The organism is Chryseobacterium camelliae (genome assembly GCF_030818575.1).
Taxonomy (GTDB): domain Bacteria; phylum Bacteroidota; class Bacteroidia; order Flavobacteriales; family Weeksellaceae; genus Chryseobacterium; species Chryseobacterium camelliae_A.
The window spans coordinates 2,237,738-2,259,473 of sequence record NZ_JAUTAL010000001.1 but is presented as its reverse complement, the minus strand read 5'-3'; the positions used below and the strand labels follow the sequence as shown (position 1 = coordinate 2,259,473).

The window sequence follows — 21,736 nt, the reverse complement described above, 5'->3', positions numbered from 1 at the left end:
AATTTTTTTAAATCTGTCTTAAGGCCCATAGATTACATAGATTTAAAAAATTGTAGATTTTAAAAACCTCATGTGTTCTTTCTGCTTTCAAAGCTAACATCTTAAAAATTCTCATGTGTCAAATAACTTTTGTGACTTTTGTGGTTTTGTTATTTTCTCGCAGACCAGCAGATCAAGCAGATTTTTCACGCATTTAAAAATCGTAGATTTTTAAAAACTAATGTGCTCTTCTGTTTTCAAAGCTGGATTCTTAAGATTCTTATGTGTAAAAAAAACTTTTGTGACTTTTGTGGTTTTGTTATTTTCTCGCAGATCAGTAGATTAAGCAGATTTTTTCACGCATTTAAAAATCGTAGATTTTTAAAAACTAATGTGCTCTTCTGTTTTCAAAGCTGGATTCTTAAGATTCTTAATTGTCAAATAACTTTTGTGACTTTTGTGGTTTTTTAATCTCTCGCAGATTAGCAGATTATTTTTCCCAAGTGGATCACACCACTTTAATTCTTATTAACACCACCCCGTCAAAAATTCTCTGAATTTTCGCCACCCCTCCAAGGGAGGGGAATTTTGCAGCTGGTATTTCCGCAAGCTGCAAAGGATTTTACGTGCACATAAAAACTGTAGGTTTTTAAAAACTCATGTGCTCTTCCTGTTTTCAAAGCTGGATTCTTAAGATTCTTAATTGTCAAATAACTTTTGTGACTTTTGTGGTTTTTTAATCTCTCGCAGATTAGCAGATTATTTTTCCCAAGTGGATCACACCACTTTAATTCTTATTAACACCACCCCGTCAAAAATTCTCTGAATTTTCGCCACCCCTCCAAGGGAGGGGAATTTTGCAGCTGGTATTTCCGCAAGCTGCAAAGGATTTTACGTGCACATAAAAACTGTAGGTTTTTAAAAACTCATGTGCTCTTCCTGTTTTCAAAGCTGTTCTCTTCATGATTCTTAAGTGTCAAATAGCTTTTGTGACTTTTGTGGTTTTTATTCCCTCGCAGATCAGCATGTCCTGCAGATTTTTCACGCATCATAAAAATCGTAGATTTTAAAAACTTCTGTGTTCTTCTGTCTTCAAAGCTTTTATCTTCATGATTCTAATGTGTTGAAAACTTTTGCAGTTATCGACTTCGTCAAACCTTTGTTTTGTCTTCAAACTTCACAGATCTTATCTTAAAAATTCTAAATGACACTCCTGAGAACACTAGCCATCAGGTTGTAGAAAAACTCATTTGTTATCATGGTCGTTGCGAGCGTCAAATCAAATATAGAAATCTAGGTATGCTTTAAAATGATGATATAACCCATAAAAATGTAAAACCTTGCGGCAAATTAGTCCTTCCTTGCGGACAGCTTAAGTACAGTATAGTACATAATGCCGCCTATAAAGTAGCATACCGCATCTATTATATCAGCAGTATAAATATTTGAAATTTTCGGACCGATCACTTCAAAGGTTAGGGTAAGGTACAGTGCAGAAGATAATATAAAGCGTAACGATGGATTCCAGGTACGATCTATATACAAATTGACAAAGATTTTAATGGTGTAGCAAAACATCGGTACACTATATAAATCAGTACAATGGCTGTTGATATAGGGGATGATAATGCCGTTTTTTCTGCATAACAGCACTATGATCCAAACCAATAGCCCTATGAAGTAGTACTTTGATATTTTGACGCTATAAATCATGCGTGTGCTATTGCCATTATTATACTAAGCAAAACCTGTAAGACAGTTAGGATAACCTCACCTGCAGATTTTTTAGGTTTGCTTTCGTTTTCTTCTTTTTGGGCTTTTTCGTAATCAAAATTATATGGATTCATCAGAGATATTTTTACAAAGCTACAGAATTAGAACAAATGTTCTAAATGATTTTTATCATTATATTTGTACCTATATGAATACAAAGGACAAAATCATACAGAAGGCATTGATGCTTTTTAACGATAGGGGATATACTGTAGTTACCACCAGGCACATAGCCCAGGAGCTTGAAATAAGTCCAGGTAATCTGCATTACCATTTTAAACATTCCGAAGAAATTGTCAGCGTACTGTTAACTGATTTGATTTATCAGACCGAGTTTCTAATGAATAGCTTTAAAAGTGGCTCAGGAATCAGCATTCCAAACCTTCAGCATTATTTACGCTCTGTGCTTGAACTTTTTTTTGATTACAGATTCATCTTCATTAATTTCAATGATGTTTTCAGGGATGTGCCGGAGCTTAAAAGTAAATTTTTGGAGGTTTACAGTAAAAGAAAGAAGCAGTTTGAAGAGATTATACGTGAGTTTCAGCAAATGAAAATATTCCGTGAGGATCTGCCTTCAGAACTCATTGAAAGTGTAATTGCACAGATTTTTATCATTGCTGACAATTATATTTCTTATAATAGAATGATTAATGAATTTGAAAGAAGCGAGGCCGTCCGATATTATTCGCAAATCATCATGAATCTATTTTTACCGCTTTTTGTGGAAAAGGACAGAACGTATTATCTTCAAAATTACCTTTCATATTAATTGGATTACGGTTATCTATCGTTATATTGCTTTGAGGATATTCCATAGTCTTCCTGTCAGTGTCGGCAAGTAGCACATGCTCTCACCAATATTTGACATGTATATAGAAACCATAAATCTTTCGCAGATTAGTAGATCACACAGATTTTTTCCAGGCATATTAAAACCGTAGGTTTTTTAAAAGCTTATGTGCTCTTCGTGTTTAAAGATATTACGTGCACATAAAAACTGTAGGCTTTTAAAAACTAATGTGCTCTTCATGTTTTCAAAGCTGTTCTTTTCATGATTCTTAAGTGTCAAATAGCTTTTATGACTGTTGTGGTTTTTTAAACTCTTGTGGATTAGCAGATTATTGTTTCGAAGTGGATCACATCACTTTAATCGTTATTAAAAACCATCCCTTCAAAAATTCAGAGAATTTTTGCCACCCCTCCGAGGGAGGGGAATTTTGCAGCTTGTATTTCCGTAAACTGCGAAGATTTTACGTGCACATAAAAACCGTAGGTTTTTAAAAACTTCTGTGCTCTTCTGTTTTCAAAGCTTTTATCTTTATAATTCTCATGTGTCAAATAGCTTTTGTGGTTTTTATTCCCTCGCAGATCAGCCTCTCCCGCAGATTTTTCACGCATCATAAAAATCGTAGATTTTTATAACCTTATGTGTTCTTTCTGTTTTCAAAGCTTTTATCTTCATAATTCTAATGTGTCAAAAAACTTTCGCAGTTATTAACTCTCGCTAACCTCTGGTTTGTGGTTTTTCATGTAAAAACCCTCACCCCAAACACACGCCCACACTCAAACTCTCCACCTGATAAAGGCACATCAGTTTTTCTCCATAGACTCAGCATCGCAAGTCCTCCTTATTTGGCCTGAAAAACTTAACTTTGCAGTATGAATAACGATACCATTTGTGCACTGGCCACCGCCAATGGAGTAGGAGCCCTGGGAATCATCCGGGTTTCCGGAAATGAAGCACTTCCTGTAGTGCAGAAAAGTTTTCCCGGAAAAAAACTGGAAAAGCAGAAATCCCATACGTTGCATTACGGTTATTTCATGGATGGAGAGGAATCCATTGATGAGGTAATGCTGTCGATTTTCCTGGCACCGAAAAGCTTTACCACGGAAAATTCTGTGGAGATTGCCTTTCACGGTTCGCCGCATATTGGGAAACGTATTCTTGAAACCCTGATTAAAAACGGAGCCCGGATGGCCAAAGCCGGGGAATTTACGCTCCGTGCATTTATCAACGGCCGTATTGACCTTTCCCAGGCGGAAGCTATCGCCGATGTGATTGCTTCTGAAAATGAGGCGTCACGAAAAGTAGCCATCAGCCAGCTGAAAGGGGGGATTACGAATGAAATATCCGTTTTGAGGACAGACCTGCTGAACTTTGTTTCCCTGATTGAGCTCGAACTTGATTTTGCGGAAGAAGACGTTGAGTTTGCCGACCGGTCGGCCCTGAACCTGCTGCTGGATAAGATTGAATCGAAACTGCATTCGTTGATTGACAGTTTCCAGTACGGAAACGCAATTAAGAACGGAACCGCTGTAGCGATCATCGGAAAACCGAATGCCGGGAAATCCACCCTGCTGAACGCTTTGCTGAAGGAAGAGCGGGCCATCGTCAGCAATATTGCCGGAACCACCCGGGACACGATTGAAGAGGTGCTTCACATTAAAGGCCACGCCTTCCGCCTGATCGACACTGCCGGACTACGAGAAACCATGGACGAAATCGAGGCAATTGGCGTTAAAAAAGCCCGTGAAAAAGTGGCCAATGCTAATGTGCTGATCTATCTTGCCGATGCGGGGACAGAGGATTTCTCTGAAGATATTGAAATGATCCGCTCCTTAGTTCGGGAAGACCTCAAACTGATCATCTGCGCCACCAAAATTGATGAAGTTTTCCCTGCACAACATGAAAAAGCGGAAAGCATTTTCCGTGATGCTATTCCTCAGGAGTTCGATTTCATTAAAATCTCCGCGGTTGAAAACCAGAATATCCAGGACTTGAAAAACGAGTTGTCCTCTTATGTGGAACAGCTGAAGTCTCAGGAAAATAATGTAGTCATTACCAACCAGCGCCACTATGAGGCCCTACGCAAATCCATGGAAGCCGTTCATAAAGTGAAAGAAGCCATCACCTTCCGCATCTCCACCGAACTGCTGGCTTATGAGCTGAGGAATGCCCTGGAGTACCTCGGTGAAATTTCCGGGGAAGTAACGAATGATGAGGTGCTGGGGAATATCTTTTCGAAGTTTTGTATTGGGAAATAATTTAGCTTTTCTTTGATTTTATTTTCTTTATTTTGTTTGATTATCAGATATTTATATAAATTTTATTTTCTCTTTTTGGAGTTTATTTTTATATTTGTACACCTGCTGTACACCTCGAACTATAAAAAGTAGCACAAAGGTGTACAAATGTACACCTCAAATAAAAGATATGAATATTACTTTAAAACAGAAAAATTTAGCTGATGGAAGGATTAGTCTTTTCATTGAGTATTACAAAGGGTCTTCTATTAATGCACAAGGAAGAAGAGTTCACCTGCGGAATTTTGAGTATTTGAAACTGTATTTGCACCCCGATCCAAAGTCGGCTAAGGAAAAAAAAGAGAATAAAGAAACTATGGCTCTTGCCGAAAGCATTTTGGCAATCAAAAAAGCTGAATATGTTCAAGGTCGCTACGATTTGAAAGATACCGTAAAAAGTAAAAGGACTTTTTTAACATACTTTGAGGAGTTAACAGAAGAAAAGCAAAAGCAAGACACTTCTAATAATTACGGTAACTGGTTTTCTACTCTACAACATCTCAAAAAGATTGTTCCAAAAAATATGACTTTCGATGAAATTGATGAAAAGTTTGTCAAAAAAGTTCATCGGTACTTTGAGAGTGATGCTCGCACCAAAAGTGATCTCCCACTTTCCCAGAATTCAAAGCATTCTTATTTCAATAAGTTTAAAGCTGCACTCCGAAGTGCTTTCGATAATGGATATTTAACGATAAATTATGCTGCAAAAGTAAAATCGTTTGAACAGGCTGAAAGTCAAAGAGAATATCTGATTTTTGATGAATTACAACGTTTAGCCAAAGCGGAATGTAAATATCCGGTTTTGAAAAAAGCTTTCCTTTTTTCGTGTTTATCAGGACTACGTTGGTCAGATATTAATACATTGACTTGGAAAGAAGTTCGTGATGAAGGTGATATATCAAAAGTCAATTTCAGACAAGAAAAAACGGATGGCGTAGAATATCTTTATATCTCAAAACAAGCCAGAGAATTGTTAGGAGAAAGACAAGATCCGCAAGAAAGAGTTTTCAAAGGTTTGAAATATGGAATGACCTACAATACTGAAATTATTCGCTGGTGCAATCGAGCTGCGGTTCCTAAGCATATTACTTTTCACTCAGCCAGACATACGAATGCAGTTCTGTTGTTGGAAAACGGTGCAGACATTTACACGGTTTCTAAAAGACTGGGACACCGGGAATTAAGAACAACGCAGATTTACGCAAAAATTGTGGATAGCAAAATGAAAGAAGCTGCTGAGATTATTCCAGAATTAAATATCGAGTTGTGAAAATTCCGTTTTCTATTTTAAACTCAATTAAAATCGCTTGCGAATTCAGTTGAATCCAGATTAATCTTTTTTAACCTTTTGACAGATAAAATCAATCCAGAGTATTCTTATTTAGCCCACAAGCTATTGGTAGTCTTTTATTTATGGTTTTTATTGTTGACTTTTGTTTCGTTAAATCAATTAAAAGAAACAGATGGAAAATAACGAAATCATAATTCACAAGCTCAACCGAATTGAAAAGCATATTTTCGGACTCAAAGCAATTCTAAATGTAGAAGAGCTTTCAGATTACACAGGGTTCAAGAAATCTTATATTTACAAATTGGTTCATACCAACTCTATCCCATTTTCAAAACCTTCCGGAAAAATTCTATTCTTTGAACGAAAAAAAATTGACGAATGGTTGCTGAAAAACAGTCATAAATCAAATGACGAGATCCAACAAGAAGCAATAGAATTTTCTTTACGCAAAAAATAAAACCTAACTACTGCCATAGTTAGGTTTAAATGTTTGTTTTACTGGAAGTAAAGAGCAAATATAAAAATTATTTGCGACTCCTTCCAAAATCAAAAATGCTTTATGGAAGAAAATAAAATTCTGTATCAAATCGAGACAGAAACGAAAACCATATTTGACAGAGCGATTAATTATTTGAATTCAAAATATTCAATTAGATTCAATACAATATCTCTTGAGTTCGAAATTAAACTTGTATCGGATAAAAAATGTTCAGCACTCAACTTGAATTCTTTGTTTATAGAACTCGTTAGATCCGGAATCGATATTCCAATTAATAAGTTGGAAATTCTGGTCAGAAGTCATTTGATCCAGCAGTACAATCCAATTCGGGAATATTTTGAAAATTTGGAAGATTGGGATAAGGAAAATCATATCGGTAAGCTTTGCAGTTATGTAAAGACGACTGATGATAAATCCTTCCAAAAATATTTCGAAAAATGGCTGACCAGGACTGTAATCTGTGCGTTGAGACCAGGATACATCAACAAACAGTGTTTTGTGCTGTTCAATACTAAGCAAAATAGTGGAAAGACGAGTTTTCTGCGTTTTTTGATCCCTGCAGATCTTGAACAATATTATACAGAAGACATTGGTGTTGATAAAGACGGCTTGATTTCCTTATGCAAAAACCTTCTGGTTAATATTGATGAGCTTTCGGTAATGTCAAAAACGGATGTCAATATTCTTAAGTCCTTCATTTCTAAAAATACCGTCAATGCACGTTTGCCTTACGATCGCAAATCGTCATTGATGCACCGGACAGCTTCATTTTGTGGCTCTACCAATCGGTCGGATTTTTTAACCGATGAAACCGGAAGTGTACGGTGGCAGATTTTTGAAGTTTTAGAAATCGACTTCAATTATTCCAAGGAAATCAATATTGAAAAAGTTTGGACTCAAGCATACTATAATGCTTTTGAAAGGAAAAATTATAATCCGGAACTCACGGCTGAAGATATCCAGGAAAATGAAAAGCGGAATGAAAAATTCAAGCAGGTATCCCTGGAACAGGAAATTATCCTTAGTCATTTCGAAAAATCCAAACTGCAAAGTGAATTTCTAACACCTTCGGACATTATGCTTGCTATGAATAATGCGCTAGGTGTACGTCTAAATATAATAAAAATTGGTAAAGCCTTGACTGCATTAAACTACGACAGAATAAAACATCCTAAAAGACAAGTCTATGGATATTTGATCCGAAGGAAAATTGACGAATGATATAATCTAAAATTACTTACCACTTACCTGAAGATTGCGAAAACCACCATTGACACAAAGTTTATGATAAGGTAATTTACAAAAGTAAACTTACCTAATTACCTGAAATATAGGTAAGCAGGTAGCGGAAGGTAGAATGTAAAATATGTAAAACCCTCGATGAATAAAGGCATAGGTAATAAGGTAAGTGAATTACAAACTTTATAAACAAAACACAAAATTTTATGAACTGCAAACAATTTAACGGCATATCGTTGGAAGAAGTCCTCCTTTCTCTCGGACACCTTCCCACTAAACAAAATGAAAAAGAAGCCTGGTATCTCAACCCTTTTGCCAGCGAATCCCAGGCCTCTTTTAAAATCAATAAAATCCTAAACTATTGGTACCTCTTTTCAGAAGGAATTGGTGGGAATAATACAGACTTTATGAAGAAATATCTGAATACTTCCATCAATGGGGTTTTGAATTGGGCTGACAATCAAAATTTTTCTTCTTTTCAAAAGCAAAACATTCCTAGTCTGAAGTGTAATGGCCAAAGCAGAAATTATGAGATAACTAATGTGAAAGCGGTCAGGCATTCTGCACTATTAGAATATTTAAAGAGCAGAAAAGTTGAAGATCAAACAGAATTTCTACAAGAGATTCATTATCGGATAGACGATAAGAATTATTTTGGGATAGGTTTTAAAAATGATTCTGGTGGTTATGAAATCCGCAATAAATACTCTAAGATTTGTTTGGGTAAAAAAGATGTTTCAACAATTAGAAACAATTCAAATTTCGTTAGGATTTTTGAAGGTTTTTTTGATTTCCTTTCATTTAAAACTGTAGAAAATCAATTAGCAAAAGAACCGTCTGATTATCTCATTTTGAACTCTGTTTCGATGATCCAAAATATTAAAAATTCTCTTGAAAAATATGAAAATATTGAGCTTTATTTTGATAATGACCAAGCCGGGAATCGTACTGTAGAAATCATCAGTGATGTATTACAAAATGTAAAAGACTGTCGAGCTCTCTATTCTAATTTTAAGGACTTGAATGAATATCTTAGTAAGAAAACTGAAGAAGTTCAAAATCAATATAAATCTGCATTTAAAAGATGAGAAATTCAAAAACTTTTGATGTGAACTTATTTGAGAAAATGTTTAATTTAAATTCAAAAAATAAAATCGGCGCAAATACTATAGCTGTTTTTACTTTTATCCTATATAAGTGTGAAGATCCACGAAAAGAAATTGTTCTATCAGACTATCAATTGGCAAGAGAGCTTGGTCTTTCCAGGCAAACGGTCATCACTGCAAAAAATAAGCTCAAACTTTTAGGACTTTTAGATTACAATAGAAATCGGGGTTTTCCAAATCGTTTTATTTTAAATGGAAACCCAATGCCAAAAGTAACACCAAACACCTATGAAATAATAGATAAACCTATTGATGAATTAAAAACCATTGTGGAATCGGAAATTAATACCAATAGCTCATTTTCAAAATATCCGAACTTAAAACAGTTTATGGATTTTGCAAAAACTTTAAAAGACTATTCAGAAAAACTAGATGATTTATTGATTCAAAAATTTCAAAAATGGAAAGAAGCAGATTGGAAAAATTCGCTTGGAAGACCTATTTTGAATTGGCAATCTACTCTTGAAAAAAATATAAATACACTTGATGTTTCACATTATAATAAAGGTTCTTCGCTAATTAATCTTCCAATTATCAAGAGACCTAAGCTAGACTAAAATCAACCATTCCGACTGGTCTAAATTAAGGTAGACTAAATAAAATTTCTGTTTTACGAAAATTACATAGCAAGATGTGTCTTTGTATATACAAAATTTTCATTTTGTACTATCAAAGACTCTCTTGCCTTTTCTGCGAAAAGGGTGAAAAAACTTCGGAACTCGTTTTTTTTGCTGTGGAAATTCTATTTTTTGAGATGATAAATAACTATTGATTTTTTGGTGTACAAACAAGAAATAGCTGTCAAAAAGAAAAATATAGCAAAAATTTAATGAAAATCTTTAATTGGCAATAGTTAGCAAATACAATAGTGGGTTAAAGTAATTCAACAAGTTAGAAGATTTCATATCTAATACGTTTGTTTGGCTTTTACCACTTTTTTCCTAAATCGAAATTTTCTTCTTTGATTTCTGCGACTTCGTTAAATTTCACAACCTTTTCTGCAATGTAAACAATTAGATTACGTTTAAAATTTTTCACTAATTTTGATTGTAAAACTAATTTTCAAAACTATGATTTTCGACATTGACCGAGAAAGTAAGAAACTTAAAGAATTTGTAAGTAAGTATGACAGTGAGACGTTCGCTCCTGATATAGCTACATTATTCGCTTATATTAATACTCCAAGAATTGAAATGTATCCTTTTCAAGGGCTGGATTCTCCATTAAAGCAACTTTCATATATTCTCGCTCTTAATTTAACTTCTAATGTAGATAAAGTGACAGAAATTGAAGTTAGATCTAATGAAGAATGGAAAGAAATTGTAGTATTGGCAATCAAGTGTAAAGCAGGATACTACGATTTATTATTAAATGATTTGAAGAGTATTGATAAATTTGATAAATATTATGAAACGGTACTTCCAGTTTTTTTTGATTATTTTGACACTGCAAAACTGAATTATGAAGAACAAGAGTTAAAAAGAATTGATTTATTATTTACTCCATTTAATAAAGTTCTAGAGCAGTCAATTAACTTAAACGTTCAGGAGATCTTAATGATCTACAATTTGGTGGATCATCAGTTATTTATCAATATAAATAAGCCATTTAAATATCGAGAGGATCCCGAATGTAAAGAATTTAGTGATTATCAAAAACAACATAACATTTTGCCACAAGACTGGGAATATTCGGGAGATAATGAAAATATTAAATCATTTATTAAATACTTCCAAAATCGGGGAGAAAGATTAAAAATCTCTTTAGAAGATTTATATCCACATTTTGATAATGAGAAAATAAATATATTTTTTAAACTATTTACAATTGACCGTAATGAAACTTCGTTTTTGTACTATACAAATGATAATCCAGTACTTTCAAATCCCATAATAAAATTAAAGGACTCAAGATACTTACTTTTAGATCCTAAACTATTACTTTTTGCAATTTATGACAGGCTTTACAAAGTAATTGACAGTCAGGAAAAAAAAATTGCTGACAAGTTTAACAGTCATAAAGGAAACTATCTGGAAGACAGAGTGTGTTCAATTTTTCAAAGATACTTTAAAAAAGATGCTCATATTTATAAAGAATACACGACTTCAATCGGTGGTTCGGGCCAAGATGTGTTAGTGCTTGGAAAGAGTATTGCAATTATAATCGAGGTTAAAAATAAAAAATCTGCAATTCCGCATAGCTACCCAAAGGATATAAAGAAATTGTATGAAACAATTTCGAAATATTTTAAAAACTCAATTCAAGAGGGATATGATCAATGTTATAGAGTTAAAGAATTGTTTGACAAAAAGAAAATCTTTGATATTTATAATGAAAAGGGAGAAAAACTTTATACAGTTAATCCAAAGAGATATCCAAATGTTTTTAGCATTGTAGTTACAGAAGAAAGGTTCAAAAAACCTCAAATTGATTTAAGTAAACTGCTAGATTTAAATCCGAACGATGATTGTTATCCGCTTTCAATCTCTGTTGACGATCTCGAAATAGTATTACTCACTCTGAAAAAAAAGAAATTAGGTTTAAGCAACTTAATAGAGTTTTTATTTTTAAGGGAACAACTACATGGCAGAATTGATTCAAATGATGAACTGGAAATTTGGGGAGCTCTAATAAACTCAAAAAAATTTGAAATACCAGCTGATCCAAAACTATCATTTAAAACTTATCCAGAAATGTCATTCTTCTATGATGAATTGTATAAAACTGGGCTTGGCTTCGAAAACGAAAAGAATTTTGATAAGAAAAAATCTGGCAATTGGGATTTTTATGAACCATATAAATTTCTTAAATAAAAATGTGGCTTTTTACAGCTTCCATTTTCAAGTGGAAAAAACAAAACTATCTCTTTTATTCTTAGAGAAGCCTAGAAACATGAATTAAGGAGGAGATTTTTTATTCAACTTAAGATTCTTGAAATTAAAATAGCTTATTTCCTGAAATCTCCAATTCTTATTTTCTCAAAAAAGAACCCACGCCGTTGTATATACTCTTGAGTATTTAGTGAGTGTTCAAGACCTCACCCTACGGGTGTACAAGCACCCTCGTTATTTTTGTTATCCAATAATCAACTCAATACCTGCTTTTTCAGCTTTGTATTTTATCTTGGTCTGCAATTCATAATAACTCCAATTGCGAAGTACAAATTGTTTTTCTTTTGCAATCCCAATTTTGTCCTCCTGATTTTTAAGTATAAGTGTGCCAGCTTGTTGACGGATGCAGAAATCTATAAGCTGTCGACTGTACAAGTGAAGTCGGTGACTTACATATCTGCTTTCCATATTCACTGTTTTATGCAGTGCCTTCTGTTTGCGTTTGACTCCATTTCCCGAACGGGCGTAGGCGATTCCCTCATGAATCCTTTTTTGATTTGCCTGAATCGCCAACCTGCGATACAAAAACTCTTCTTTTGATCCAATGTTAATTCGCACATTGTTAGCTTTTGCCACTATAGGATGTTCCAGAGATAATGAAGCTTCTGCAATGATCTCGGGTTTTAAAAGATGTTCTTCCTTTTCAAATTCAAAAACTGCAAGCCAGAAGATTTTCCTGTCTTCCAGTTGGATCTGAGAGGTACACAGTTTTATCTCTTCTTTTAGCAGGCGTTCCATAATCACTCGCTTATCAGTGTAGTCTTTTCCTAAGTATGTTTTGACAGGTATCGCAAACATATTGAAACAAAAGGCTTTCGTTTCTTCGTCATATCTCATTTTGCTGATGCATTTTACCGGAAGTGGAATCGGAATGTCTATTTTATAATTTCTAAGTGATTTTGTTCCTTGCCAATAATCGGCTTTGTTTTTAGAGAAAGTTGATTGAATTGTATTGTTAAGGCTTCCCAGAATATCTGTCGGGATTTCCCCCTTGAATCGGTCAAAGACCATTCTTGCTGTGCTATTTGTTTTCGAACGGTCAAACATTCCCATCTGATCTTTTTTTTCATCAGCTAGCTTATACTGTACTTCTTCTGTAAGATAAAAGAAATCTTTGATCATTTCCTGAACATATAGATGCGAAGCTATTAAGTTTGCCGCTCGGAAACATCGGTTCTGATATCGGTAGAGTTTTTCCCATATTTCATTTTTTTGATCTGACGGTAGATCAATCAGCAACTGAATTTTTCGGGTGAGTGTCATCGTGGATTTTTCCATATCAAATAGTTATTTCAGAGTTGTTTTGATTCTGTAAATATTGATAAGCGTAAAGAAACTCCCGATGGACTTCCTTCTCAGAAAGTTTGAGTTCCCGTGCAATTACTGCAAATGAAGATTTCTGTTCACATCTTCTGCTCATAATTTCAATTTGTTGACTGCTGAGTTCATCTTGTTTAACGTTATTTTTCTGAGATTCAATCGCTAGCTTCCCATTAGAATTTGTCTTTAAGATTTTCTTTAGATCATTTATTGCCCCAGCTACTTCATTGCTTATATCTTTAACACTACTTCCCATTGCTTCTGCAATAGGTTTGTATCGGAAGCCATATTGAAGGCATAGCTCAATCAGATGCTTTCTTTTGGGATTTATTACCTTCAAGACCTTATTGACTTCATCAAAATCTTTTTGATCGGACTCCTGCTGAAGTAAATGTTCTTTGTCTTGGAGAGGATCATATCCTACAAGATAATCCTGATAGTTCTCAAAACTTTCAAGTGAAGCCGTTAATCGTGCGAATTTATTTTTCGGAGCAGTAAAGTAAGATATACAATCTCTTTTCAGAACGAATCGTAAAAAGCCTAAAATATGATTTGGAGTTTCGATGGAATCACGATGTAACCATAATTTTAGAAATGTATCCTGCACAAGTGTTTCCACGACAAAATCATCTTCAAGCATTTTTTTTCCTATCCAGAAAAGAAGTCTTTTGTACCGAAAATGAATATGTTCTAATGAGACTGGATTGCCTTTTTTCAGCAGTTCATATAACTGATAATCATTGAACATCCGAGGCAGAGAATTTGTTGTTTTCATAAGCAGTATATTTAGCAGAATAATTGCTCGAAGAAATGCTTAGATTCAGTACGAATTATCCGTACCATTTAAAAACTATCTCACTACATCTTGCCTCCAAATAAATGGCGTGAAACTCAACATATCCGAACTGGGGCACTGGTATACCTTATATGCAGATAAGTGAGCTCACGCCTAGGTCGTGAGCTTCCTTACTTATCCTCTCGCATATTAAAAATTACCAGTTTTCAGTTCGAGATTCTAAGCAATAGCTTCTAATTTCTTTGAAGTATCGCAAAGTTACATTTCAGTAACTTCTTTTGCAAATATAAAAATATTTTCTAAAATATGTACTATAGTACATAATATTTTTTGATGTTTTTCATTCACTTTGATTTATGAATGAATCATTAGAGGAAATAGAAAGATATGTTATAAAACGTGTTAAAGAAATACGAGAATCAAAGAGCATCACCCAAGAGGAGCTCTCACTTTCTATTGGGAAGAATATTGGATTTATTTCACAGATAGAAGCTCCATCTAAAAAAGCAAAATACAATTTGATCCATCTAAATTTAATTGCAATAGCATTAGGATGTTCCATTAAGGATTTTCTTCCTGAAGAACCAATCCGAGATAAGAAATACGATATTAAAGAAATTAAAAGTAAAAAATCCTGACGAGAGTTGGGATTTTTGCTTTTCAGGGGATAAGAAAAAGTCCTTGAAAATTAAGTGATAATACTGAGTTCTCATTTTGAAGTTATTTTTATTTTTACAATTTGAGGAAAACATATTTAGAAATACCAGCTTCCTTATGTCAAATTAAATTTGAAAAAGGCAAAATAGCAGAATTATCCCATTTCTTAATATTATAAAAAGACTATAATCTTCTATATTTTTCAAACCGCTTTAATACAGATGTTCAAAATAACACTTTTCAAATGTTAGCATCTAATATAAGAAGTAATTACATAATCGCAACTTTAAGTGGAATTAATATAGTAAGAATGACGATTATTAAATTTGCTATTCTTACAATAGGTGCTAAATCAAAAAAACATAGAAAATTGCAAGCAGATAGTTTGGATATGATTTTAAAGATTGAATTAATATGAATTTTTCAAATTTAATTATTAGTCTTCTTTTAAATTTCTATATTTATGTATATACGGAAACCCGTAATTGACTTGATGTTAAATTTTATAATTTTAGCCACTTTATAAATCCTTTTAATTATTGAAAAGGATTCAGGCATCATAATAAAATATACTAATGCAAATAGATCCCAAAATTAAACAGCAATTACAAAAAAATTTAAATTCAATTCTAAAATACAGAACAGCCAGAAGAAAACAAGAAGAGATTATTAATGATATTTTAACAATTTTGCACAAAATTAGGAAAGACACTTTTCTTCCATTTGTGTTACAAATGATGAATTTTATTCAATTTAGAGATTCTTTGGAAGAATTTAAAATTTTAAAATCACCTCTCAAACAATTTGCGTATTTAATTGATTTGTATTTTTCCAAGAATCATTTAGAAACAGAGGATGCACCAGACGAAAAAAACTGGAAAAAAATCCTTGAACTTCTAGATGAAATAGAAATGACCTATTTCGGTGAAATTGGATTTTTTGAAGAAGGTCATACTGATGATTTTCAACTAGATAAAATTAGTGTATCATTAAAATCTTTTTTTGAGTATTATGCAAACGGGCAATTGTCATTTGAAGAACAAACCATAGATCGAATTCAATCAAATTTTTCAAGGTTTGACGACGCTATCTTTCAAGAATATGGTTTTAAAACAGCGGATCTTATTACATTCTGTCTTTCAGTAAATAATATATTACAGGAAAAAGCAGATAGAAGTCTTTATTTTAAGCGACATCCTGAAAAATGGAAAGAATTAACTTCTACTTTTATTGCTAGAGGGATAGATGATCCAATGGACTGGGCAAACCAGCCGGAATTGAAAGATTTTATAGGGTTTATGATGAGACCCGGATATATTTTTATCCTTACAAAAGAAGATTTAAGTTCGACAAATTTATCTGACTCAATAATTGATAGTTTAATTGATTTTTTTAGATATAATGAAAGTAAGGCAAAAAATCAAACCATTTATTATGCAGATAACCGGCAATATTTTGAAACTCCATTAATAACATTGAAAGATGATGAAATACTTTTTCCAAATGGAAAGTTTTTATTAGAAGCTTTTTACAACAGAATCAACTTACAATTGTCTGAGACTAAAAAAGAAAAATATACTCAATTTAAAAATAAGATGTTAGAGAAAAAATGTTTCGATATTTTCAAGAATTTCTTTAAGGAAGATGCAAAAATTTTCACATCATTTTATTTTGATAAATCTAATAAAGCAGAACAAGATTTGGCAATATTTTATAAAGGAACTCTTTTAATAGTCGAAATTAAAGATTTTAAATTTAGAGCACCTTTGAGAAATCCTATTAAGGCATTTGATAAAATTAGATCTGATTTTAAGGGCGGTATTCAAAAAGCTTATGATCAGTGCAAAAGATTAGAAGAAAAGATTGAAGAAAAAAAAGACTTCAAAATTTATGACTTAAAAACAGGCAAAGAGTTATTTGAAATTAGACCTCAAAAAATTAAAAACTTTTATTCTATAATAGTCACGCAACATAAGTATGGTGGGATACAAACTAATTTGCAAGAACTATTAGTAAAGGACAGAAATGATTTGTATCCGTGGTCAGTTTGTATTGATGATTTAGAAATATTTCTACTGACTTTTTTGAAAATAAAAAAAGATTCCGCAATAAGTTCTTTCTTTGATTATATTGATTACCGAGAAGCCTTTCAAGAAAGATTGATTTGTAGTGATGAACTTGAAATGTGTGGTTTATTTTTAACTTCTCCAGCATTGTTTAAAAAATTTGCTAAAGCCGAAGAGACCATCACAACTGATATTAAAATGTCGGATATATTTGATGCACATTATCAAAATGGATTAGGTTTCGAAAATGAAATAAATTTTGTTGAAAAACGAAAAACACGATTAAGAGCTTATGCGAAAAACTTTGATGTGAGTTTTGTTTCAGGAGAAGATTTGCAATAATAATGGTTTACAACAATATAATATTATGATAGAATTTATGCAGAATGCTTCTGCTTATCAAGTAACTTGGGGATATAGAGTAAAACCTGTCTATAGGATTTTAAGCAATGAAAAATATCTGAACGACTTCTTTGAAAATGGGAGTTTATTTATTTCCTGTTTTAAAAACTTCAAAAAGTATGATGATGAAATGCAAGGGGATTCTAGTGAGGGAGACGCTATGGTTGGTGGATTTACGGAAAAAGGAGATGGTAATTTTATAGTATATGAAGGAGGAGTTAATGCTTTTGTTTTATGTGGTACAAATGTTTTGACAGAAGATGTGATAAAGGATTTTAACGGTGTAGGGGCGATAAAAATTAATAATCCTACATTATTTGGAATGGAGGTGGCAAGAAAGTTACCTTTTGTTTTATCAGGTATAGAAGGAGATTGTATTTACGATGATTCTAAAGCTCATATTCTTGAAGAAGAAAAAAATAAAGCGTTTCAAACCATAAATTTTAAAAATCCAAGAGAAATCGAACAGAAGATTTTACAAATTACAACAGGGATTGAAGTATTTACAAAATATAAAAAATACGAACATCAGCAAGAGCATAGACTTTTGTGGTTCTCAGAAAGATCGATTGAATCAGGTATTGTCATAAATTGTCCTGAAGCTATTGAATATTGTGAAAAAATATTGTTTTAGTAGATCCCCGATAAAATCAAAATAAAATTTTATGAGTTTTACTTTTTATATTGTAACAAATTTATTTCACAAAAATAATTTGTAATTTTCCTGTTGAAAACTAATAATTAATAACCGATATATGGAATATTTTGATCCATCAAAGAATAAAATTTTCTTTGGAAATGATGATAAGCTCGTAACTTGGATAGAAGAAAATATCAAACAAAATAACATTGTTGATAAAATTCGGTTGATGTTAAAAAATTATTTGGAGTTGGATAATGTAAGTTTTCTTTTCGGTTCCGGCACATCAATTCATTTAGGAGCTGTCGCAATAAGAAATTTTCCCATTGAAGTTGAAGCCTATATTAAGGAAAAAGATAAAGATATTCCTGGGATTTTCGCAGAATTTTTTTCCGTTATAAAACAATTGCAGGCTCAAAAATTAGAATTCGGAAAAGCAAACTTAATTAAAGGAACTCAAATCTTTGAAGACGAAAAAAAATGGAGATTCGAGATTGAAGATGATATTATTCGGGATATTGAATCAAAAGAAATTGCCATTGAATATGAAAAAGTTTTAAATTATTTAATTGCTTTAGAATATGTTCTAAATGAAAATAAAAGTAATGAAAGAAGTGATAAATATTCAGAACTAATAAAAGTAATTAAAGAGGGATTATTCACTGTATGTGATATAGATAAAAGAAAAATACCATTATCTGAATTAAAAAAAATAGTAAAACGTAGTAAAAAGCAAGCATTTAAAAATGCATTAAAAAACAAATATTATTTCCACGAAATGTTTTTAAAAGCTCTTTTACAAAGGCCGTTAAACTTAAGAAGAGCAAATATTTTTTGTGCAAATTATGACTTAGCTTTTGAGTATGCCTTTGACAAATTAGGAATTCATTATATAGATGGCTTCGCTGGTTTTCATAAAAGATTTTTTAAACCTGAGACTTTTGAATACGATATTTTCTATCCCGGCTCAACTACTTCAGGAAAAGTTCAGAGAATTGAAAAAGTAGTTCGATACTGTAAACTTCACGGTTCGTTATCATGGGTAAATTCTGAGGTTAGAAATTCAAATAATTTATATGGAATTGAAGAAAAGCCTCTAGAATTAATAGAATCTCTTAATAAAAAAGGGGAAATTATCATTTATCCTTCTGCTGTAAAAAAATCATATACCCTAGATTTACCTTATTCGGAACTGTTCAGGCAATTCGCAGCCACAATTACACAATCTCAATCAGTACTTATTACAGTCGGTTATTCTTTTGGAGATGACCATTTCAACGATATTATTTATCAAGCTTTATCAAATCCCACATTTACTTTAATTGTAGTTGATTTTCAAGGTACACGGAATGAATATATAAGAAATCTTAAAGAATTAAATGATCCTCGAATTATTATTTTAGAAGGAGAGTTTTTTGGAGATTTTCTAACGTTTGCTGATACATTGATGCCAAACTTTAATAATATTGATAATAATGAGAAAGTTGCAGCTACACTCAATAATTTATTAGGAAACAATTTAGAACCTACTAAAAAAGAAGAAAATGAGTGAAAGACGTATTGGTAAAATTATTTCAGTAGATAGTTTCCGTGCATATATACGTTTAGATGATGATCTTAAAAGTTTATATAAAAGCGGATATGAAGATATTTATGAAGTTGCAAGGATTAATTCATACGTGATTATTCCTATTGGAGCTGATAAAATTGTTGCAATGGTTACAAGTGTAAGAGCTATAGACGAAACTGAATTAGATAAAAATAAAGATGCAATATTTTTAACTAAATCTTCCAGATATTTAGTTGCTACTATGATTGGTACTATTGAAAATGGTGGTAGATATATTCAAGGTGTTTATAACTATCCTATACTTGATAATCCCGTGTGGTATGTTACAAGGCAGGATTTAGATAATATATTTGACCAAAAAGAAAAAACGGAAATTAATTTTGAGGAGGATTATTACTTGCCAATTGGTACCTCACCAGCATTTTCTGACTATAAAATAAAAATTAATCCCGATAAATTATTTGGTAAACACGCTGCTATTTTGGGAAACACCGGATCTGGAAAATCCTGCACATTTGCTTCTATTATCCAAAGTCTTTTTGACTATGATTATAACGGTAAAAAATTACAAAATGCTCATGTTATCATTTTTGATACTAATGGAGAGTACAAACAGGCTTTTCAAGGAACTAAAGATTTGCCTTATAAAAACTTAATCGAAGTAAATTCTTTTAATATAGATAAAGACGGATTGAAAGTCCCTTTTTGGTTTATGAATTTCTCTGATTATGATTACCTTTTTGAACCTACATCAGGAACACAAGCACCTGTTTTTAAAAGAGCGTTAGGACTTGCAAAAAATCAAACAGTATCAACAGTTAAAAAAATAATTCCTCAAACATATCTTTCAAAACTAAATACGATAGCTCTTGAGTGTGATGAAAATGGATTTAAGATTAAAAATACTATCTATTCCGAATTGGAATCTTTCGGTAAAGAACTACGTGCGTTAGATACTGATTTCGATAAGACGAATTTACTAAATGCCTTAAGGGAACTTATAAAGGAAAAAACTAAACTTACGAAGCCTGGGCAGTATATAGAAGGTGTAATAAGTAGTGCTGTATTAAGTGAGTGTTCTTTAACTCTTAAAGCGGAAATATTAAATTATCAAGCAAGTGTACGAGATGTAGAAGTTGCAGAAGAACGAAATATTGATTTACCGATATATTTTGAATTTAATAGCCTAATATCTAGATTTTTTGATGAAGCCATTAATGAACAAGAAAATAATGGAAATAGATTAAGAGAATTTGTTTCAACTCTAAGATTAAGGTTGCAATCTTATTTAAGTGATGAAAGAATCTCCCAACCATTATTATTAAGCAATACTAATAAAATAACCGACGCTCTAGCTAAGTTTATATCATTCATCTTAGGAGATTTTTGCAAAGTGTATAAGGCCACAGATACTGATGTTTTCACCAATTTTTATAAAACTCAGATTGGCAAAAAGGATGCTGAAAAGCTATTGGAAAATAAATCAAGTCAAATAACTATAATAGATATGTCTCTTTTACCTTATGAAGTATTAGAAACAATTACCGGATTGATAGGAAGGCTTATCTTGGAATTTGTATCACGTTTCCCTGAAAATGACAGAGGAAAACTCCCTATTGTTATTGCTCTTGAAGAAGCACAAAACTATATTCCGGAAAGGAACAAAAATGATAGGGAATCAATCGCTAAAAAAGTATTTGAAAGAATTGCACGAGAAGGTCGTAAATATGGTATTTCTTTGTTAGTGTCAAGCCAGAGACCTTCAGAACTTTCGAAAACAGTATTATCCCAATGTAACTCTTTTATTATTCATAGATTGCAAAATCCTGAAGATCAAAAATATGTAAGACAACTAGTTTCCGCAGCAAACGAAGATATTCTTCAACAATTACCAATTCTTCCTCAACAGCACGTCGTGATTATGGGAGATGCCGTAAGAACTCCAGTTCAGGCTAAAATGAACACTGCGTATCCAAAACCTAATAGTAATAATCCCAAATTTATTGAAAATTGGATCGCAGATGGTGATATGAATTTTCCTGATTATAAAAAGATTTCTGAAGCTTGGGAGAAAGGAGAAAAATATATTAATACTGATGATAGTTCTGAAAATTAATTTATAGAAAGGTACTATTTGATAACCTTCGTTTCAGAGGTTTTTTTGTATCCTGAGCCGAAATACAAAGATGGAAAAACGATAATGAAAATATTAGGTAAGTAAATGGTTATGTAAGAATAAAATTTAACTGAGAATTACAAATGTAGAAGAATCACGACTAAATTATTGATTGTCTTATCTTATATTTGAATCAGAAGCTACAAGAAATATTTGCAAATGCTGATTATAGGAAAAAATAAAG

At 32.3% G+C, this 21,736-nt stretch carries 17 protein-coding genes; 13 read left to right on the top strand and 4 right to left on the bottom strand.

The genetic code is table 11. The features are described from left to right. Window positions 1–1,688 precede the first annotated feature (1,688 nt). Entirely contained in the window at window positions 1,689–1,826 is a 138-nt protein-coding gene (locus QE404_RS10215; RefSeq protein WP_307450165.1) for a hypothetical protein, read from the bottom strand. Window positions 1,827–1,900: 74 nt separating this feature from the next. Between QE404_RS10215 and QE404_RS10210 the strand changes: the two genes are divergently transcribed. Beyond that, a complete protein-coding gene (locus tag QE404_RS10210) occupies window positions 1,901–2,524 on the top strand; it encodes a TetR/AcrR family transcriptional regulator (RefSeq protein WP_307450163.1) in 624 nt (207 codons plus the stop codon). Window positions 2,525–2,934: 410 nt separating this feature from the next. Here QE404_RS10210 and QE404_RS10205 read toward each other — a convergent pair whose 3' ends face one another. Next, window positions 2,935–3,156 (bottom strand): hypothetical protein, encoded by a 222-nt coding sequence (locus QE404_RS10205; RefSeq protein WP_307450161.1) that lies wholly within the window; start codon window positions 3,154–3,156, stop codon window positions 2,935–2,937. A 258-nt stretch (window positions 3,157–3,414) separates the two neighbouring features. On the opposite strand from QE404_RS10205, the gene mnmE reads away from it, so the two are divergent. From mnmE to QE404_RS10170, 7 genes are all read left to right on the top strand, one after another. Then, window positions 3,415–4,800 (top strand): tRNA uridine-5-carboxymethylaminomethyl(34) synthesis GTPase MnmE, encoded by a 1,386-nt coding sequence (gene mnmE / locus QE404_RS10200; protein WP_307450159.1) that lies wholly within the window; start codon window positions 3,415–3,417, stop codon window positions 4,798–4,800. A gap of 169 nt (window positions 4,801–4,969) precedes the next feature. Further along, the gene (locus QE404_RS10195) at window positions 4,970–6,109 is read left to right on the top strand and encodes a site-specific integrase (protein WP_307450157.1); all 1,140 of its coding nucleotides are present in this window, start codon (window positions 4,970–4,972) and stop codon (window positions 6,107–6,109) included. A 193-nt stretch (window positions 6,110–6,302) separates the two neighbouring features. Continuing rightward, window positions 6,303–6,587, top strand: a complete 285-nt coding sequence (locus QE404_RS10190; protein ID WP_027374281.1) for a helix-turn-helix transcriptional regulator — start codon at window positions 6,303–6,305, stop codon at window positions 6,585–6,587. Between the two features lie 321 nt (window positions 6,588–6,908). Beyond that, the gene (locus QE404_RS10185) at window positions 6,909–7,850 is read left to right on the top strand and encodes a VapE domain-containing protein (RefSeq protein WP_307453873.1); all 942 of its coding nucleotides are present in this window, start codon (window positions 6,909–6,911) and stop codon (window positions 7,848–7,850) included. Between the two features lie 224 nt (window positions 7,851–8,074). Further along, window positions 8,075–8,956, top strand: a complete 882-nt coding sequence (locus tag QE404_RS10180) for a toprim domain-containing protein (protein ID WP_307450150.1) — start codon at window positions 8,075–8,077, stop codon at window positions 8,954–8,956. Next, complete coding sequence (locus QE404_RS10175; protein WP_307450148.1) at window positions 8,953–9,591, top strand: hypothetical protein; 639 nt, start codon at window positions 8,953–8,955, stop codon at window positions 9,589–9,591. Before QE404_RS10180 ends, QE404_RS10175 begins: the two co-directional genes overlap by 4 nt. 513 nt (window positions 9,592–10,104) lie before the next feature. Then, window positions 10,105–11,847 (top strand): hypothetical protein, encoded by a 1,743-nt coding sequence (locus QE404_RS10170; RefSeq protein WP_307450147.1) that lies wholly within the window; start codon window positions 10,105–10,107, stop codon window positions 11,845–11,847. A gap of 261 nt (window positions 11,848–12,108) precedes the next feature. Here the strand turns inward: QE404_RS10170 and QE404_RS10165 are convergent, their stop codons facing one another. Continuing rightward, window positions 12,109–13,203: a hypothetical protein gene (locus tag QE404_RS10165; protein ID WP_307450145.1), complete on the bottom strand. Its 1,095-nt coding sequence runs from the start codon at window positions 13,201–13,203 to the stop codon at window positions 12,109–12,111. A 1-nt stretch (window position 13,204) separates the two neighbouring features. Continuing rightward, complete coding sequence (locus tag QE404_RS10160; RefSeq protein WP_307450143.1) at window positions 13,205–14,020, bottom strand: RNA polymerase sigma factor; 816 nt, start codon at window positions 14,018–14,020, stop codon at window positions 13,205–13,207. Window positions 14,021–14,397: 377 nt separating this feature from the next. On the opposite strand from QE404_RS10160, the gene QE404_RS10155 reads away from it, so the two are divergent. The 5 genes from QE404_RS10155 (at window position 14,398) to QE404_RS10135 (ending at window position 21,492) form a co-directional block, all read left to right on the top strand. Then, window positions 14,398–14,679 (top strand): helix-turn-helix domain-containing protein, encoded by a 282-nt coding sequence (locus tag QE404_RS10155; protein ID WP_307450141.1) that lies wholly within the window; start codon window positions 14,398–14,400, stop codon window positions 14,677–14,679. A 594-nt stretch (window positions 14,680–15,273) separates the two neighbouring features. Then, a complete protein-coding gene (locus QE404_RS10150; protein WP_307450139.1) occupies window positions 15,274–17,106 on the top strand; it encodes a hypothetical protein in 1,833 nt (610 codons plus the stop codon). 25 nt (window positions 17,107–17,131) lie between these two features. After that, on the top strand, window positions 17,132–17,800 hold the full coding sequence (locus tag QE404_RS10145; protein ID WP_307450138.1) for a hypothetical protein: 669 nt from the start codon (window positions 17,132–17,134) through the stop codon (window positions 17,798–17,800). 121 nt (window positions 17,801–17,921) lie between these two features. Then, window positions 17,922–19,358 carry an SIR2 family protein gene (locus QE404_RS10140; RefSeq protein WP_307450137.1) on the top strand — a complete coding sequence of 479 codons (1,437 nt, stop codon included), beginning with the start codon at window positions 17,922–17,924 and terminating at the stop codon, window positions 19,356–19,358. Beyond that, window positions 19,351–21,492, top strand: a complete 2,142-nt coding sequence (locus tag QE404_RS10135) for an ATP-binding protein (RefSeq protein WP_307450135.1) — start codon at window positions 19,351–19,353, stop codon at window positions 21,490–21,492. Before QE404_RS10140 ends, QE404_RS10135 begins: the two co-directional genes overlap by 8 nt. Window positions 21,493–21,736: the final 244 nt, after the last annotated feature.